10 protein-coding genes, 1 pseudogene and 1 riboswitch are annotated in these 16,179 nt (G+C 64.3%); of the genes and pseudogenes, 1 reads left to right on the top strand and 10 read right to left on the bottom strand.

The genetic code is table 11. The features are described from left to right. The 9 genes and pseudogenes from U0988_RS00655 to gcvT form a co-directional block, all read right to left on the bottom strand. A pseudogene (locus U0988_RS00655) lies at nt 1-941 on the bottom strand (hypothetical protein); the annotation flags it as partial. Beyond that, entirely contained in the window at nt 941-2,914 is a 1,974-nt protein-coding gene (locus U0988_RS00660) for a heme-binding protein (RefSeq protein WP_322290726.1), read from the bottom strand. The pseudogene U0988_RS00655 and the gene U0988_RS00660, both read right to left, overlap by 1 nt. Next, entirely contained in the window at nt 2,914-4,317 is a 1,404-nt protein-coding gene (locus U0988_RS00665; RefSeq protein ID WP_322290746.1) for a multiheme c-type cytochrome, read from the bottom strand. The genes U0988_RS00660 and U0988_RS00665 overlap by 1 nt, the downstream gene beginning before the upstream one ends. 260 nt (nt 4,318-4,577) lie before the next feature. After that, on the bottom strand, nt 4,578-5,303 hold the full coding sequence (locus U0988_RS00670) for a hypothetical protein (protein WP_322290727.1): 726 nt from the start codon (nt 5,301-5,303) through the stop codon (nt 4,578-4,580). Then, nucleotides 5,290-7,320 carry an adenylate/guanylate cyclase domain-containing protein gene (locus U0988_RS00675; RefSeq protein ID WP_322290728.1) on the bottom strand — a complete coding sequence of 677 codons (2,031 nt, stop codon included), beginning with the start codon at nt 7,318-7,320 and terminating at the stop codon, nt 5,290-5,292. The genes U0988_RS00670 and U0988_RS00675 overlap by 14 nt, the downstream gene beginning before the upstream one ends. A gap of 68 nt (nt 7,321-7,388) precedes the next feature. Further along, nucleotides 7,389-8,918: an aminomethyl-transferring glycine dehydrogenase subunit GcvPB gene (gcvPB, locus tag U0988_RS00680; RefSeq protein ID WP_322290747.1), complete on the bottom strand. Its 1,530-nt coding sequence runs from the start codon at nt 8,916-8,918 to the stop codon at nt 7,389-7,391. Nucleotides 8,919-8,950: 32 nt separating this feature from the next. Then, nucleotides 8,951-10,312, bottom strand: a complete 1,362-nt coding sequence (gene gcvPA, locus U0988_RS00685) for an aminomethyl-transferring glycine dehydrogenase subunit GcvPA (RefSeq protein WP_322290729.1) — start codon at nt 10,310-10,312, stop codon at nt 8,951-8,953. Between the two features lie 45 nt (nt 10,313-10,357). After that, nucleotides 10,358-10,729, bottom strand: a complete 372-nt coding sequence (gcvH, locus tag U0988_RS00690; RefSeq protein WP_322290730.1) for a glycine cleavage system protein GcvH — start codon at nt 10,727-10,729, stop codon at nt 10,358-10,360. Next, on the bottom strand, nt 10,726-11,877 hold the full coding sequence (gcvT, locus tag U0988_RS00695; protein ID WP_322290731.1) for a glycine cleavage system aminomethyltransferase GcvT: 1,152 nt from the start codon (nt 11,875-11,877) through the stop codon (nt 10,726-10,728). The genes gcvH and gcvT overlap by 4 nt, the downstream gene beginning before the upstream one ends. Before the next feature lie 181 nt (nt 11,878-12,058). Further along, a riboswitch (glycine riboswitch) is annotated at nt 12,059-12,156 on the bottom strand. 153 nt (nt 12,157-12,309) lie between these two features. Between gcvT and U0988_RS00700 the strand changes: the two genes are divergently transcribed. After that, the gene (locus U0988_RS00700; protein WP_322290732.1) at nt 12,310-13,512 is read left to right on the top strand and encodes a cation:proton antiporter; all 1,203 of its coding nucleotides are present in this window, start codon (nt 12,310-12,312) and stop codon (nt 13,510-13,512) included. Nucleotides 13,513-13,532: 20 nt separating this feature from the next. Here the strand turns inward: U0988_RS00700 and metH are convergent, their stop codons facing one another. Then, nucleotides 13,533-16,160: a methionine synthase gene (metH, locus tag U0988_RS00705; protein WP_322290733.1), complete on the bottom strand. Its 2,628-nt coding sequence runs from the start codon at nt 16,158-16,160 to the stop codon at nt 13,533-13,535. Between the last annotated feature and the right edge of the window lie 19 nt (nt 16,161-16,179).

A 16,179-nucleotide genomic window follows, 5' to 3' on the forward strand; every position in this document is an offset into this window, starting at 1 on the left:
TTGAGCCCGCTGTTGGTGTCCTTCTCCATCCGCCTGAAGGCCGCAACATTATACTGGAACCGGTTGTTGTCCCGCGTGCCGAAAAACCGCAGACCCAATTGCTGGTCCTGAAACAGGAACCCACGGAAATCTGCCTGGAACGGCTGGATGCCGATCCGCACGGAATCGAAATCGAACCGGTCGGAGGTGTTGCGGATATGGTAATCGAAGAACAGTTCCTGCACGCCGAGGAAGTGGTCGAGTCGGTGCGACGGCTTCGATGGCTCCACGAACAGCACCCGCTTTTCCGGCACATCAACATAGTTGACGTTGAGAGCGAAGGTGGCGCGGTATTCGACATCGGGCGGTTTGTAGGCGGTGTTGCCCTTCAGCAGCGCCGCGCCGAGGATGAAGGTCTGCGAAAACACGATGCTGGCCTCGTTGCCGAACACGTCCAGCCGGTCGGGGTCTTCGGTGGTTTGCACCCCCACCGGTATCGGGAAGGTCCGCGGTTCGAACACCGTGTCGCTGATCGCATTGGCGACGAAGAACCAGTCATGCCCCTTGATCGGCAGCCACGGCACCTTGTCCGGATTGATCGGGCGGTCGCCCTTGTAGGTGTTCTGGTTGTAGGGGTCGAACCAGCGCTCCTTCACCACCCCGAGAGTTTCGATCAGCCGCCAGCGGTCGGGAATCGGAATCTGATCGGTCGGGAAAGCTTCCGGCGGCGGAGCGCGCAGGGCGCCTTCGTTGCGCTGGGTCACCGCATCGGGCAATTCGCCGACATAGCCGGGACGACGGCGGCCATCGATAATCTCGGGATCGACCGGCGGGATGTCACCTTCGTCTGCTTCGGGTGCGGGCGCTTCAACCTCCGTCGGGGGCACCGGGGTCGGCACCTGCCGGGTCTCGGCGGGAGGGACCGATTGCAGCACCAGGGGCAGAAGGAACGCCGCTGACATTACAACCCTTCGCACACATTCTGCTGGGCAGTGTCGAGGAACGGCGCGAAGGGGCAACTGACATAGCGCAGCCGTACCAGGCGGCCACCCACATTGACCTGTATCCGGTCGGCGCGAATGGCGGGTGCCGCATTGCCGATGCCGCCCACCCTGAGCCCTGCGTTATGCAGGCCGAGGAAGCTGGCCATGTCGTCCTGATCGATCCCGTCGCCCGATACGCCGATGCCGCCAACCAGCACATTGCCGCGGTAGATTGGCACGGAACCGGGGAAAATCTGGATGCCGTTGGCGATCCGCTTGGTGCCGGTCGGGGCATTGGGCAGCTGGGTGCATTCCTGGGGCGTGTCCGCCGCCGCGCCGTTGGAGGCGATGAAGCCGAGATGGGTCACAATGTCTGCTGTCACCAGATCAAGCTGCAACCCGACGGCAAACGGGCTGAAGGTGGACGGATCGCTTACCGAGAACGGGCCTGCCAGCGGTCCGATCTCCCCATCTGGGAAATAGGGCCGCGAGAGGTTCCCGCCCGACCGGTCGGCAAAGGCGAACGCACCGGTCAGCGCGGCAGGATCGCCGAGGAAACTGCGCACGCGTGGGACATAGGCGGCAACGTTTGCCGAGCCTGCCAGCAATTGCTGCGCGGCGAGGCTGCTGGAGAAAAACGCCGCGGTCCGCGCCTTCTGCAGCGACACGTCGGTGCCGAAAATCGGCCCGTCGGGTGACCGGACCAGCCCGAGGACCTGTCCATTGGTATCGACCACGCTGATCGAGGCCTGCATCCGGCTGTCCAGCGGGCGGCGGATCTGCGCCCGCGCACGGGAGAGCACGGCGAAGGCTTCCTCGAGAATTGCGCGCGCCTCCGCAGCGGTCAGCGCAGCCGCTCCGTCAGTGCCGCCGCGGATCGGATAACGGTTATTGCCCGCGCCGTCGGTCAGCACCCAGGCGTCGCGGCTCGCGAACTCCGCCGCGGTGCTGGCGCGAATGCCCGATGTCTCGCTGCCATAGGTGGTGCCGGACCAGATCGATCCGTCGTTATATCCCGCCACCGCCACGAGCGCGCCCTCGCCGCTGACCGATGCGAAACTGGTGGTCAGCGGACCGATGTCGGCAGTGGTCATGTCGCTGAAGCGCAAGCTCGTCCCGTCCACCGGAATGCGGTCTGCGGTAATCTCGATCGGCGGCGCAAAGCCCTGAATCCCGGCCAGCGCGATCGCTTCTTCCGCATCGGCGACACGGTCGAGGATGTTGGCGTCAAAGCCATAGTCGCCGTCACCCGACACCCCGATGCCGCCCACGACCACGCCGTTCTTGTAGATCGGGAAACCGCCGGGATCGGCAGCCAGGCCGAGCGGAGAGCGCTTCGGGCCGAGGAAGGCACCCGCGCCGCCGCCCATGACAAACCGCTGGCTGAGGTCAGAACAGGGCAGCTGGCTGAACTGCACTCCGAACAGCGGCCCGCTTTCCAGCCCGACGGTCGTAGGCGCCGGGGGGAAATGTTCCTGCACGATCTGGCTGGCGGTGCGGGTGGAAAAGGCGTTGCCCCCGCTCGACAGATAAGCGCCGGTTATGGCCTTGGCGATGGCGGCGGCGGTGGACGGCACCTCGGCTCCCTGCAATCCGATACCCTGGCCGGGCGCGGCGGTGCCGCCAATCTGCTTGCGGCTAAGAGTGGTGGTGGCCGGAGCGCCGGTCATCGCGAACACCGCGAGGACATTGCCCACCCGGTCGGTGACCGCGATGGTCGATGGCAGCCCCCGGGTGCGCGCCTCCCCGATCGCCTGCGCCAGCACGCGCTGGACATCGGCGGCGGAAAGCGCTTCTGGTGCCGGATCGGCGAACAGCCTGCCGGACGCGGGCGGAGTGGGTGTGGGCGCAGGACCGCCGCCGACCGGCGAGTCGGTTGGACCGCCGCCGCCGCACGCAGCCAAGGCCAAGGCCCCGGCCAGACAGCTGAAATTGCCTAAAAGTCGGCCCATCAGCGAAGCGCTCCGATCGCGCTAGTCGCCTGCCCGAGGGCGGAGCGGAACTGCGCGGGGCGGTAGGTTTCCGGTGTGCGCACGGCATCGTAGGCGCGGTTGATGTTCGCCCGAATGCCCGCTGCGGCACCCACCGTGATCCGTCCTTCGCGGACCATCGCATTAAGCAGCGTATCGACCGCCATCACCGCTTGCGAGGATCCTGCATAATCGGTGAAGCGCGGCGTGGTCACCGTGCTTGCAATCGTCGCCACCACGGTGAACGCATCATCCCCGCCGTAGCTACGCTGCGCCAGTGCGTCGGACAGAGCCGCCGCCTCGCCGCGAAGCTTCTGCGCCGCAGCCGCGGCTTGCGGCCGGCCCTGCCCCATCGCTCGGTGAAAATCCTTGCTCGCCATGTCGAAGGCAGCAGCCCGGCCCGGTACCAATGCCCGCGAAACAGCGGACAGCATGATAATGTTCTCGTCATTGTAGGGCGCGAGACCGAACGGGATCGGCCGCCCCGGATTGGTTTCGAACGTCCGGTTCGCCTGCGGCCCGTCCTGGATGCCGCGGTGGCAACTGTGGCAATCGTAGAAATAATATTCGGGGAATACACCCTGGGTCCCGAACCGGTCCTGCGCGAACAGATCGGTGGACCGGCGCACGGCTTCGGCCTGACCGACAGCCCACATCCGCACGCTGCTCGGCCGGCCTTTGCGGGCGACATAGTCCGCATCGATGTCGTAATGCTGCTGCAGCGCGGTGAACAGGTCGAGTTCGAACGCCACCCGCGGATGGCCCGCCGCCATCATCGAATGGCTGACGAATTGCCCAGTGTCGCTGCTGCCGAAATGGCAATCGATGCAAACCTTTGCCGCAACCTGCGGGCGTTCTAGCGGCACCAGGCCATTCGCGACGTTGGACGCATGCGTTGCCGGCACCGCGTAATGGCTGGCGATCCACCCTGAGGCGGCACCGTGGCAGGTTTCGCAGCCGACCCCGTCCGAGGTCAGGAACCGCGGTCCCTGATTGGCCGGTGCGACATAGGTCGCATGGCAGCCAAGGCAGGCAGGAGCCGAGGTCGCTGCGCCGAGTCCGAGATTGACGGCGATCTTCTTGCCGCGCGGGCTGGCAAGCGCAGCATAGGCGCGGCTATGGGCGCCGGTGGAGGAGGAGGGTTCCTGCCAGCTGGCGATCTCGTCCTGGCGGACGACTGCGCCATTGCCTTCCGCGCGGCCGTGGCAGGTCGATCCGGCGCAGGTCGCAACGCCTTCGAAGCGGGCGCTCCCATTGGCCGCCTGGGCAACGGAGGCTCCGATATTTTCCGCCAGAAGAAATGCAGCCAGTACAAACGGGAGGACAATTGGCAGCGACCATGGCGGGACCAAACCTGCCAGGCGCGCCTTGTCAGCGTGTCGCATCACGTCATTGCCCTCCCCTATGGGCATGATTGATCCCCGACCGGACAGTGACGGCAAAAACCGGCCTTGCCAACTGACATGCGGCGAAAATAGTCCGGCCGCTCTCGATCCGCATTCGCATTCCCCCCACCCTCGGCTGCCGTGGCAGCCGGGCCGCGCCCCGGTGCGGGGCCGTAGAATTTCATGCGACCTGCGGCGTTTGCACCGCTCGAGTTATTTTGTTTTCGGTCCCTCCGGAACATCCGCCGGAAGGAGAGTCTTCACATCAGCGCCGACGACAGCAGCTCCAGCTGCCCGGTGCAGCCCTTGGCAATCAAGGCGGCGGCGAGATCTTCGGGATTGTCCGGCTGGGTCTCGAGAACCGCAAAAGTTACTTCGGTCACGGAGCCACCGCCCGGCGCGGCGATTGTATAGCTGGCTCCGTCTTCCACCGGCATCTGGGCGAGGTTCCAGTCGGTTGCAGTCGAACCTTCCGCGAACGCCAAATACATGTCGCCGGTCGCGGATGCATTGCCAACCCTATAGGTCGGTGCGCCCTCGGCTGAGGGACGCCACAATTGAACGGCCATGCCATCGGCAATGCACATAGTGCCAGACTGGGTGACATCGACATACCATAGGTTGGACCGCGTGACGGCGGCTCCGGTCAGGTCGCCCCGCACCGCCCCGGTCCGTACCCGCGCCGCGTCGCGCTGGCGGGTCAGGGTGGCGAACGTCGACCGCTTCGCTGCGCCGCGTGCCCCCACCCGGTGGTTTCCGGCTCCACTGATGACGCGCGTTCCGGCGCTGCCCAGCACGGTTACCGTGTCCCCCGCCTTGAGAGTGATCTGTTCGCTTGCGCCCAGCTTCCTGCCGACCGGGAATTGTCCTGCGGAAGGGCCGCTGGATGCCACGACCACTTCGGCTGATGCGGCAACCGGAATAACCGCCGTCAGCGATGCAATAGCAAGGGCCGTACCGATCGAGAAATTTCTAACCAAGGACATAGGTGTTCCCCCCGCTCAAATTCTGGAGGCGGTATAGCAGATTGGCTAGCGCCTTGTCATCGGGGTGCTTGGCAACCAGCGTCCTGACCAGTTCCTGCGCCTCGCTGCCGCCCGAATCGGCGAGGATCATCGCCTGGGTCAGCACCTTGCGATCTTTCGCCGGGAAATCCGGGGCCGGTTCCATGATGTTGACCGGTTGCGCCCGTCCGCGCAGCGTGATCCGGCCCATCGGCCGCCACCAGTCGAGCGGCGTTCGGTCGGCGAATTCGCGGCTGGCCATGACACTGGAATCGAGCGCCTTGTTGGCGGCTTCGAGCCGGGCGGCGGTGTTCATGCTGTCCCCCAGCGCGGTATATTGGATCCGGTTCTCGCCGCCAAAATTGCCGACCACCGCCTGCCCGTAGTGCAGGCCGACGCGGGTTTTGCCGACCTTGGGCAGCTTGGCGTCCATCGCCGCCACCTCGGCCCGAAACGCCTCGCCCGCTTGCCAGATGGCATAGCCGGCGCGGGCGGCACGTTCGGCATCATCCGGCTTGGCGATCGGCGCGCCCCAGAATGCGACCACTGCATCGCCGACGAATTTGTCGATCACCCCGCCGTGGTCGAGCACAACCTGGCTGAGCATTTCGAGGTACCGGTTGAGCAGTTTCGCGACCATTTCGGGTTCGATCGCATGGCTCATCTTGGTGAAGCCTTCGAGGTCGCTGAACAGGACATAGATCGACTTCTTCTCGCCGTGCAGGGCGAGCAGTTCGGGGTTTTCGATGATTTCCTGGGCCATTTCCCGCGGCAGATATTTTCCCAGCGCACCTTGCGCGAAATTGCGCTGCACTGCGCCAGAGGCCCGTGCGGCGGAGGTTACCGCAGTAAAGGCGATGATCCAGCCGACCACCAGGCCGAACGCCGGAAACCCGTAGGTATCGATCCCGTTCGCCTGCAGCAGATAGGGCAGACCCAGAAACAGCGCGAATTGCGCACCCAGCAGCGGATACACCTTCCAGTCCCGCCATTCGAGCAAGGCACTGAGCGTCGCGGCCAGCACTACGAAGGTAGCCAGCAGCCATAGCGTGACGGGCGGCGGCCTCGGCAATTGCCGGCCGTCCAGCATCTGCGCGATCATCTCGGCATGGACCTGCAACCCGGGCACCGTGCTTTGCGTCAAACCCTCGTCCCCGGTGGCGGAGAAGGTCGTATCGACCCGGTCGAAATCGAGCAGGTCGCCGCCGATCAGAACATATTTTCCAGCGACTTGCTCGGCCATCAGCGGCACCATTTCCGGATCGGCGAACAGGTCGATCGGCAGCGAAGCTATCACCGGTGCCCCCTCGACCGCGGGCAGCCGGTACTGGATTGCGCCGGTGTAGCCTGGCATGGTCTTGCCGCTTTCGCCAGCATCTTCCAGCATCGCACGGCCCAGAACCGGCGGCAGGCCCGGTTCGATGCTCGGCCAGATCCGCGTGACGCCGCTGGTGTTGTCGAGCCGGATGCTGGCCGGACGCGCGTTGCTCCCCTTCAGCTGGCCGAGGAAGTTTTCCAGATATTGCTGCTGTTCATAGATGATATCGTCCTGGTTCGTCGCCGTCGCGGCGTAGGCGACAGACACCGGAGTCCGCATCGTGCGCAGCGTCGCGATCAATTCGGCGTCTTCCTCCTGCGGCTGGTCGAACAATATATCGATCCCGATCGCCTTGGCACCCATCGAATCGAGATTGCGCAGCGCCTTCGCGAGCAGCCCGCGGTCCAGCGGGGAGCGCTTCTGGAGGTTCATCAGCGTCTGATCGGTATAGACCACCATCAGGATGCGCGGGTCTTGTTCCACCTGCTCTGCGGTGTCGTAGCTGCGGCCGTCGAACAGATAGGCCTCGGCATCGGCAAGCCCCGGCAGGTTCCAGCTGAACCGCGCCAGCAACAGCGCAGCGAGCAGCAACAGCCCGGTCAGCGCGAGGCGCTGCGTCCCTGCTTCCCGGACGTTGCGCCATCCCCGTTTGAGATAGGTGCCTGAACCACTTGCCGGCATGAATTGCCCCCCGGCAAAGGAAAGCGGTTTAGGCGTAACTAATCAAGGCTGTTCTGAAAGCTGGGGCGTCAGGCCAGCGCCGGATCGGTCCATGCCAGCACCGGTTTGCGCGCAGCCAGCGTCTCGTCCAGCCGCCGCATCGGGGCGTAATGCGGTGCGGTCTTCAGCGACTGGTCCCCGGCAATCGCGCGGCTTGCCACACTGCGCATTGCGCCGATGAACTGATCGAGCGCCGCCTTGCTTTCGGTTTCCGTCGGTTCGACCAGCATCGCGCCGTGGACCACCAGCGGAAAATACATCGTCATTGGGTGGAAGCCTTCGTCGATCAGCCCCTTGGCGAGATCCAGCGTGGTCATTCCTTCGGCGAAGCCCTTGTCCCCGAACAGCGCCTCATGCATGCACGGGCCGCTGTCCGCATAGGGTGCAAACAACACGTCCTCGAGGCTGCGCAGGATGTAATTGGCATTCAGCACCGCATCTTCCGACACCTGCTTCAGCCCGTCCGCGCCGTGGCTGAGCATATAGGTCAGCGCGCGGGTGAACATGCCCATCTGGCCGTGGAAGGCGGTCATCCGGCCGAAACTCTGCTGGTGATGCTCGCCCGCCGTTTCTTCCTCCACCAGCTCGTACCCAGTGGCGGTTTTTTCCACGAAGGGCAGCGGCGCGAAGGGCGCGAGCGCTGCGGAAAAAACCACCGGACCGCTGCCCGGCCCGCCGCCGCCATGGGGCGTGGAGAAGGTCTTGTGCAGATTGATATGCATCGCATCGACCCCGAGATCGCCCGGACGCACCCGGCCGACGATGGCGTTGAAATTGGCCCCGTCGCAGTAAACCAGAGCGCCCGCCGCGTGGACCGCATCGGCAATCTTGCGGAAATCCCGCTCAAACAATCCGCAGGTGTTGGGATTGGTGATCATCACCGCCGCAACATCGGGCCCCAAGCGGGCTTCCAGAGCCGCGAGGTCCACCCGGCCTTCGGGCGTGGCAGGGATATTCTCCACTTCGTATCCGGCAAAGGCGGCGGTGGCCGGATTGGTGCCATGCGCGCTTTCAGGGCAGAGCACGACCTTGCGCGCATCGCCGCGCGCCTCCAGCGCCGCACGGATCGCGAGGATCCCGCACAGCTCGCCATGCGCGCCGGCCTTGGGGCTCATCGCCACGGCGGGCATCCCGGTCAGCGTCTTGAGCCATTCGGCCAATTCGTAAATCACCCCGAGCGCGCCCTGCGTGGTGGAGGTGGGTGCCATCGGGTGCAGATCGGCAAAACCGGGCAGCCGGGCGACTTTCTCGTTCAGCCGCGGATTGTGCTTCATGGTGCAACTGCCGAGCGGGAACAGGCCGAGGTCGATGGCGTAATTCTGCCGGCTGAGCCGCGTGTAATGCCGCACGGTTTCCGGTTCGGACAGGCCGGGCAGCCCGATAGCGGCAGCGCGCTCCATCCCGCCAAGACGGTTCGGCGTGGCCGTGTCCGGTTCCGGCAGATCGACGCCGGTGGTATTTCTGTCGCCAATCTCGAAGATAAGCGCCTCGTCCAGCATCAGCGCGCGGTTGCCGGTATAGGTCGCGGGGCCGCCGATCGTCTCGCCATCGGCGGTCATCTCGGGCTTCCAGCCGCTTTTGTTCGGAGCGTTCATTGGAGCTTCCCCTTCAGCGCCGCCGCGAGGGCGTGAATATCGTCTTCGGTGGTGGTTTCAGTCACCGCCACCAGCAGACCGCGGGACAATTCGGGATGGCCCGGATACAGCCGCCCGAGCGAAACCCCCGCGAGCACGTTTTCTGCAGCCAGATCGCGGACGATCTGCCGTGCGTCGCCGTCCAGCAGCAGGGTAAATTCGTTGAAAAACGCATCGTTGAGCAGGCGCACGCCGGGCAGTGCGGAAAGCGTGTCGGCGGCAATGCAGGCAAGCCGGTGATTTTCCGTCGCCAGCGCGCGCAGGCCCTTCTCACCCAGCAGGGTCATGTGGACGCTGAAGGCCAGCGCGCAGAGGCCCGAATTGGTGCAGATGTTGCTGGTCGCTTTCTCGCGCCGGATATGCTGTTCGCGGGTGGACAGGGTCAGCACGAAGCCGCGCTTGCCCTCCGCATCAACCGTCTCGCCGCACAGGCGGCCGGGCATCTGCCGGACATGCTTGGGATCGCGCACCGCGAACAGGCCGAGATACGGCCCGCCGAACTGCAGCCCGACACCGATCGACTGACCCTCGCCCACAACGATATCCGCGCCGAGCTCGCCCGGGGAGGTGATCGCACCAAGCGCCACCGGTTCGGTGTTTACCACGATCAGCAGCGCGCCCCTGGCATGGGCAGCATCGGCAATTTCCTGCAAGTCGGGCAGACGGCCGAGGATGTCGGGATATTGCACCACCACACAGGACGTCTGGTCATCGATCCGCGATATCAGGCCCGCATTGTCGGCTTTCGGCTGGATTGCGGGCTGCGCATCGGCAATCGTGTCACCGGTGAATTTGGCCATGGTCTTGACCACATTGGTATAATGCGGATGCAGCGCGCCCGACAGGACCGCCCGGCTGCGCCTGGTTACGCGCCCCGCCATCGCCACCGCTTCCCAGCAGGCGGTCGAGCCGTCATACATACTCGCGTTGGCCACCGCGCAGCCATACAGCCGTGCGACCTGGGTCTGGAATTCGAACAGCATCTGCAGCGTGCCCTGCGCGATTTCCGGCTGGTAAGGCGTATAGGCGGTCAGGAATTCGCCGCGTTGGATGATGTGATCGACGCTGGCCGGAATGTGATGCTTGTAGGCCCCCGCACCGAGGAAAAACGGCACGCTCGACGCGGCCATGTTCTGGGCCGCCAGACCCGCCATGTGCCGTTCGACCGCCATTTCGCTTGCATGCATCGGCAGACCGTGGATCGGCCCGTCGAGCTGCGCCTCAGGCGGCACATCGACGAACAATGCGTCCACGTCGGGCGCGCCGATCACTTCGAGCATCGCCGAACGGTCGGCATCGGTCAGAGGCAGGTAACGCATTGTTTCTCCTAACGCCCCTCCTCTGAAGAGGATGGGGCTACTTACCTAAAGCCCTTCGACGAACACCCCATAGGTCTTCTCGTCCATCAGGCCTTCCAGCTCGCTCTTGTCGCTGATGGTCAGCTTGAAAAACCAGCCGTCTTCTTCGGGCGAGGTATTGACCAGTGCCGGGTCATCTTCCAGCGCGCCGTTGGCTTCGGTGACTTCGCCCGAAATGGGCGCATAGACGTCGCTCGCTGCCTTGACCGATTCGACCACGGCCGCATCGCCGCCCTGTTCCACCAAGGTCCCGACATCGGGCAATTCGACGAACACGATATCGCCCAATTGTTCCTGCGCGTAATCGGTGATCCCGACCGTTGCGGTATCACCTTCGACATCGATCCATTCATGCTCTTCGGTAAAATATCGGCTCATCTGGGGTCTCCTCGATAATAGCGATGCGGGACGAAGGGCATCGGCGCGACCTGCGCATCCAGCCGTTTGCCGCGGACTTCAATCTGTACGCGCGTGCCGCCCGCAGCGTGTTCGGCATCGATATAGGCCATGGCAACGGGATAGCCGAGTGTTGGCGAGAAGCCGCCCGAGGTCACGCGGCCTATCTGCCGGTCACCCGCGAACACCGGCGCGCCTTCGCGGGCGGGCAGGCGGCCCTCCACCACCAGGCCGACGCGCTTTGTGGCTGGGCCCGAAGCGAGTACCCGCGCGATTGCCGCATGGCCCATCCAGCCGCCCGTCTCGCGGCGGCTCTTGCTCAGTGCGAACAACAGGCCCGCCGATACCGGATCGGTTTCAGGACCGAGGTCGTGGCCGTAAAGCGGCAGGCCCGCCTCCAACCGCAAGCTGTCGCGCGCGCCGAGGCCGGCGGGATTGACCCGGTCGTCAGCCACCAGCGCATCGGCCAGCGCCTCCGCCATGTCGGCGGCAATCGAAATCTCGAAGCCGTCCTCACCGGTATAACCAGCGCGGCTGACCCACAGGGGCGTGTCGTTCCACGCGAACGCAGCGGCTGTCATGAACGTCAGCGCGCCTGTTCCGGGGACCAGCCCGTCCAGCACGGCGCCCGCTTCCGGGCCCTGCAACGCCAGCAGCGCAAGGTCGGCATTATGGGTCAGCGTGATTGCATCCGGCAGATGTTCGCGCAAATGGGCGATGTCGTCCCATTTGACGGCGCCGTTGACCACCAGCGCAAGATGCTCGCCCGTATTGGTAATGATCAGATCGTCGAGAATACCGCCATTTTCATCCAGCAGCAGCGAATAGCGCATCCGGCCCGGCTTCAGCGCGGAGATGTCGCCCGGCACCAGCGCCTCAAGCGCTTCGGCGGCGTTCTGGCCTTCGAGGACCAACTGGCCCATGTGGCTGACATCGAACAGTCCGGCGTGATTGCGGGTCCATTCGTGTTCGGCAACAATACCGCCGCCTTCGCCCGTGTACTGGATCGGCATCTGGTAACCGGCAAATTCGACCATGCGCGCACCACGCGCGCGGTGCCATGCGTCCAGCGGCAGCACCTGCTGTTCCGGCAGATCGTCTGGATGGGTTTCGGATTGATCTTCGCTCACGCATGAATTCCTGACAGACATGGCGGCGCCTCCCCCAAGGGAACCACCTTCACCACGCCCCCTCTGTCGGGAATACCTGAGAGTTTTACCTGGCATCCCTTCGGCAAGAAGGAACGGCAGGATTACCCCTTCGGTGGAGCAACGATCCCGGTTTGGGCCGCAACTCGCTTTCCAGAGTATCTGCCACATCACGGTCCGTTTGCCTGAGAGTTTCCGGGGCGGTTGCTCCTTCGGCGCCGAGAGCCTGTTACAGCCCGCGATCTCTCCCGTGATATGGCCGGGAATCATGCGAACCCCGGCGACAGCGATCGCTTTTGCCCAGCCGCGTGCCCGCGTCAATGCCCCTTTGCGGGATAGTGCCCGCTATTCACGGCCATGCCGCTTGAATTGCCCCGTGCCGCCGGTAATAAGCGCCGAACGGGCGGGGAAACCATGACAGTCACCGAAGTTTACCTGATCGCCTTGCTGATCATCCTGGCGGTGCCGTGGCTCGTCTGGCGGCTTCTCCGCAGCGACGCCTGGGCACCGCTGGTGGTGGTGCAGATCGTGGCGGGAATCCTGCTCGGCCCCGGGGTGATCGGGGCAGCCTTTCCCGATTACTACGCCTTCGTATTCCGCCCGGACGTAATCACCGCGCTGAACGGGGTCGCCTGGTGGGCGGTGATGCTGTTCGTCTGGATCGCGGGGATTGAACTGGATTTGTCGCAGGCATGGCGACACCGACGGGAAACGGGCATTACCGCGGGTCTCGCGCTCGGCGTGCCGCTGGTGCTGGGATCGCTGGCCGGATTGCTGCTGATGGGCTGGTCGGACAGCTGGCGGGGGCCGGAAGGCGCTGCGTGGCAGGTGGTACTGGGCATCGGCATGGCCTGTGCGGTCACCGCCCTGCCGATCCTGGTGCTGTTCATGGAAAAGCTGGAAATCCTGCGCACCGCTCTAGGCCAGCGGATCCTCCGCTATGCCAGTCTCGACGATATCGCGATCTGGGGTGTGCTGGCCCTGATCCTGCTCGACTGGGAGCGGATCGGACGGCAGATCGCCTTCCTCGCGGGGTTCATCATCGCGGCGTGGCTGATCCGCAAGCTGATGGTGCTGGTGCAGGAAGCGGACCGCTGGCCGATCGGGCTGATCTGGCTGGCGCTGTGCGGGCTGGCGGGGGATTGGTCCGGGCTGCATTACATGGTCGGCGCATTCCTGGCCGGGACGGTGCTGGACGCACGGTGGTTCGGGCACGAGGCGATGGACCGGTTCCGCCAGATCATCCTGCTCACCATCATGCCGGTGTTCTTCCTGTCCACCGGCCTGCGCACCCAGTGGGAAGGCGGCGGGGCGGCGGTGTTCAGCGCGGCGGCGGTGCTGCTGGCGGCGTCGGTCGGCGGCAAGTTGCTTGGCCTCGCGGCGGCAGGGCGGATCCTGCGCTGGCAGCGCGGCGAAGCGCAGCTGATCGGGTGGCTGCTCCAGACCAAGGCGCTGATCATGATCATCTTTGCCAACGTGTTGCTGGACAAGCAGATCATTTCCAGCAGCACCTTCACTGCGCTGCTGCTGATGGCGGTGGCCAGCACAATGCTGACCGTGCCGATGGCGAACCCGCTGCTCAAACGTCTGGGCCGCATCGCCGAGCGGGATACGTAATTGGCCGGCGTCCAGCGCAGTCAGTCGAGATTGGGCCGCAGCCACCGTTCTGCCGTTGCCAGATCGACGCCGCGCCGCGAAGCGTAATCTTCCAGTTGGTCCCGACCGACCCGGGCAACCCCGAAATAAGACGCTTCGGGATGGGCGAAATAGAACCCGCTCACCGCTGCGGTGGGCCACATGGCGAAGCTCTCGGTCAGGGTCAGCCCGACATTGCCGGGCGCATCGAGCAAGTCGAACAGGATCGGCTTCAGACTGTGATCGGGGCAGGCGGGATAGCCAGGCGCGGGGCGGATACCGCGGTACTGTTCCTTGATCAACGCCTCGCTGGTCAGCTGTTCCCCTGGCGCGTAGCCCCACAAATCGGTGCGGACATGCTGGTGCAGCCGTTCCGCCATGGCTTCGGCGAACCGGTCTGCCAGCGCCTTCAGCAGGATGTCGGAATAATCGTCATGCGCTGCCTGGAACCGGGCCGAGTGGTCCTCGATTCCGTGGATACCTACCGCGAAGCCGCCGATCCAGTCGCCCGCCGGATCGATGAAATCGGCGAGGCAGTAATTGGCGCGGTCGCGTGATTTCTTGACCTGCTGGCGGAGGAAGGGGAGCCGCTCGCCGCTATCCAGCAGCACATCATCCCCGTCCCGCCGGCACGGCCAGAAGCCCGCCACCGCTTTGGCCGTGAGCCATTTTTCCGCAATGATCCGGTCGAGCATCGCCTGGGCATCGTCGAACAGCGAGCGTGCGCTTTCTCCGACCACGTCATCGGTCAGGATGGCGGGATAATTGCCGTGTAATTCCCAGGTGCGGAAGAACGGAGTCCAGTCGATCACTTCGCGCAAATCGGCGAGCGGCCAATCTTCAAATGTGTGAACGCGCGGCTTTAGCGGTGCAGGCGGCTTGTCCGCCAGATCGGGCTTGAAACTGGCGGCGCGGGCTTCCGCGAGTGGCAGCAGTTCGGAGTGGCCTTTGTTGGCGCGCTTGAAGCGGAGGTCGTCATATTCCGCCTTAACATCGGCGACGTAAGCATCGCGCAACGTATCGGACAGCAGCTTGCTGGCGACGCCGACCGCGCGGCTTGCGTCGAGCACATGGATCACCGGACCGGTATAGGCGGGTTCGATGCGCAGCGCGGTGTGCACCTTGCTGGTGGTCGCCCCGCCGATCAGCAGCGGCATATTCATGCCTGCGCGCTCCATTTCCTCAGCCACGGTGACCATTTCATCCAGCGACGGGGTGATGAGCCCGCTGAGGCCGATCATGTCGGCATCCTCTGTCTTGGCGACTTCGAGGATTTTCGGCCACGGGACCATCACGCCGAGGTCGATCACTTCGTAACCATTGCACTGCAGCACCACGCCGACGATATTCTTGCCGATATCATGCACGTCGCCCTTCACGGTCGCCATGATGATCTTGCCCTTGGCTTTGGTGCCCTCTTCCTTCTCCGCCTCGATATAGGGGATCAGGTGGGCGACGGCCTTCTTCATTACGCGGGCCGATTTGACCACCTGGGGCAGGAACATCTTGCCGCTGCCGAACAGGTCGCCGACTACGTTCATCCCGTCCATCAGCGGGCCTTCGATCACATGGATCGGGCGGCCGCCTTCGGCCTCGAAGCGGGCGCGCAGTTCCTCGGTGTCGGAGACCACATCGGCGTCGATACCCTTGACCAGCGCGTGTTCGAGCCGCTGTTCCACCGGCCAGCCGCGCCATTCGGCGGCCTGCTTTTCAGCGACCGCGTCGGTGCCCTTGTAGCTTTCGGCGAGTTCGATCAGCCGTTCGGTCGCGGTCAATTCGCCCCCGACTGGACGCATCAGGATCACGTCCTCGCAGGCTTCGCGCAGCACCGGATCGATCTGGTCGTAAATGTCGAGCTGCCCGGCGTTGACGATTGCCATGTCGAGTCCGGCAGGGATCGCATGATAGAGAAACACCGAATGCATCGCGCGGCGCACAGTCTCGTTACCGCGGAAACTGAAGCTAAGATTGCTGAGGCCGCCCGATGTCTTCACATGCGGGCAATTGGCCTTGATTTCGCGCACCGCCTCGATGAAATCGAGACCGTAGCGGTCATGCTCCTCGATCCCCGTCGCCACCGCGAACACATTGGGGTCGAAGATGATGTCTTCCGGGGGAAAGCCGATGCCGGTGAGCAATTCATAAGCGCGCGAACATATCTCGATCTTGCGCGCCTTGGTATCCGCCTGCCCGGTTTCATCGAACGCCATCACCACCACGGCCGCGCCGTAATCCATGCACAGCCGCGCCTGTTCGAGGAATTGCGCCTCGCCTTCCTTCATCGAAATCGAATTGACGATCGGCTTGCCCGACACGCATTTCAGGCCCGCTTCGATCACGTGCCATTTGGAACTGTCGATCATCACCGGCACGCGGGCGATATCGGGTTCCGCGGCGATCAATTTGAGGAACGTGGTCATGGCGTGGACGGCATCGAGCAGCCCTTCGTCCATGTTCACATCGATGATCTGCGCGCCGTTTTCGACCTGCTGGCGCGCGACCTCCACCGCAGCGGTGTAATCACCTGCCATTATCAGCCGCTTGAACGCGGCCGATCCGGTGACGTTGGTACGCTCGCCGATGTTGACGAATTGGGAGCCGGTGGCAGAGGTGGCAGTCTGATCAGTCATTTAAGCTCAATTCGTCATC

Source organism: Allopontixanthobacter sp., from assembly GCF_034376665.1.
Lineage (GTDB): Bacteria > Pseudomonadota > Alphaproteobacteria > Sphingomonadales > Sphingomonadaceae > Allopontixanthobacter.

Excerpts from the sequence above, each read along its gene's own strand:
- U0988_RS00660 (WP_322290726.1), bottom strand. The coding sequence starts at position 2,914 with ATGGGCCGACTTTTAGGCAATTTCAGCTGTCTGGCCGGGGCCTTGGCC.
- U0988_RS00665 (WP_322290746.1), bottom strand. The coding sequence starts at position 4,317 with ATGCGACACGCTGACAAGGCGCGCCTGGCAGGTTTGGTCCCGCCATGG.
- U0988_RS00670 (WP_322290727.1), bottom strand. The coding sequence starts at position 5,303 with ATGTCCTTGGTTAGAAATTTCTCGATCGGTACGGCCCTTGCTATTGCA.
- U0988_RS00675 (WP_322290728.1), bottom strand. The coding sequence starts at position 7,320 with ATGCCGGCAAGTGGTTCAGGCACCTATCTCAAACGGGGATGGCGCAAC.
- gcvPB (WP_322290747.1), bottom strand. The coding sequence starts at position 8,918 with ATGACCGCCGATGGCGAGACGATCGGCGGCCCCGCGACCTATACCGGC.
- gcvPA (WP_322290729.1), bottom strand. The coding sequence starts at position 10,312 with ATGCGTTACCTGCCTCTGACCGATGCCGACCGTTCGGCGATGCTCGAA.
- gcvH (WP_322290730.1), bottom strand. The coding sequence starts at position 10,729 with ATGAGCCGATATTTTACCGAAGAGCATGAATGGATCGATGTCGAAGGT.
- U0988_RS00700 (WP_322290732.1), top strand. The coding sequence starts at position 12,310 with ATGACAGTCACCGAAGTTTACCTGATCGCCTTGCTGATCATCCTGGCG.
- metH (WP_322290733.1), bottom strand. The coding sequence starts at position 16,160 with ATGACTGATCAGACTGCCACCTCTGCCACCGGCTCCCAATTCGTCAAC.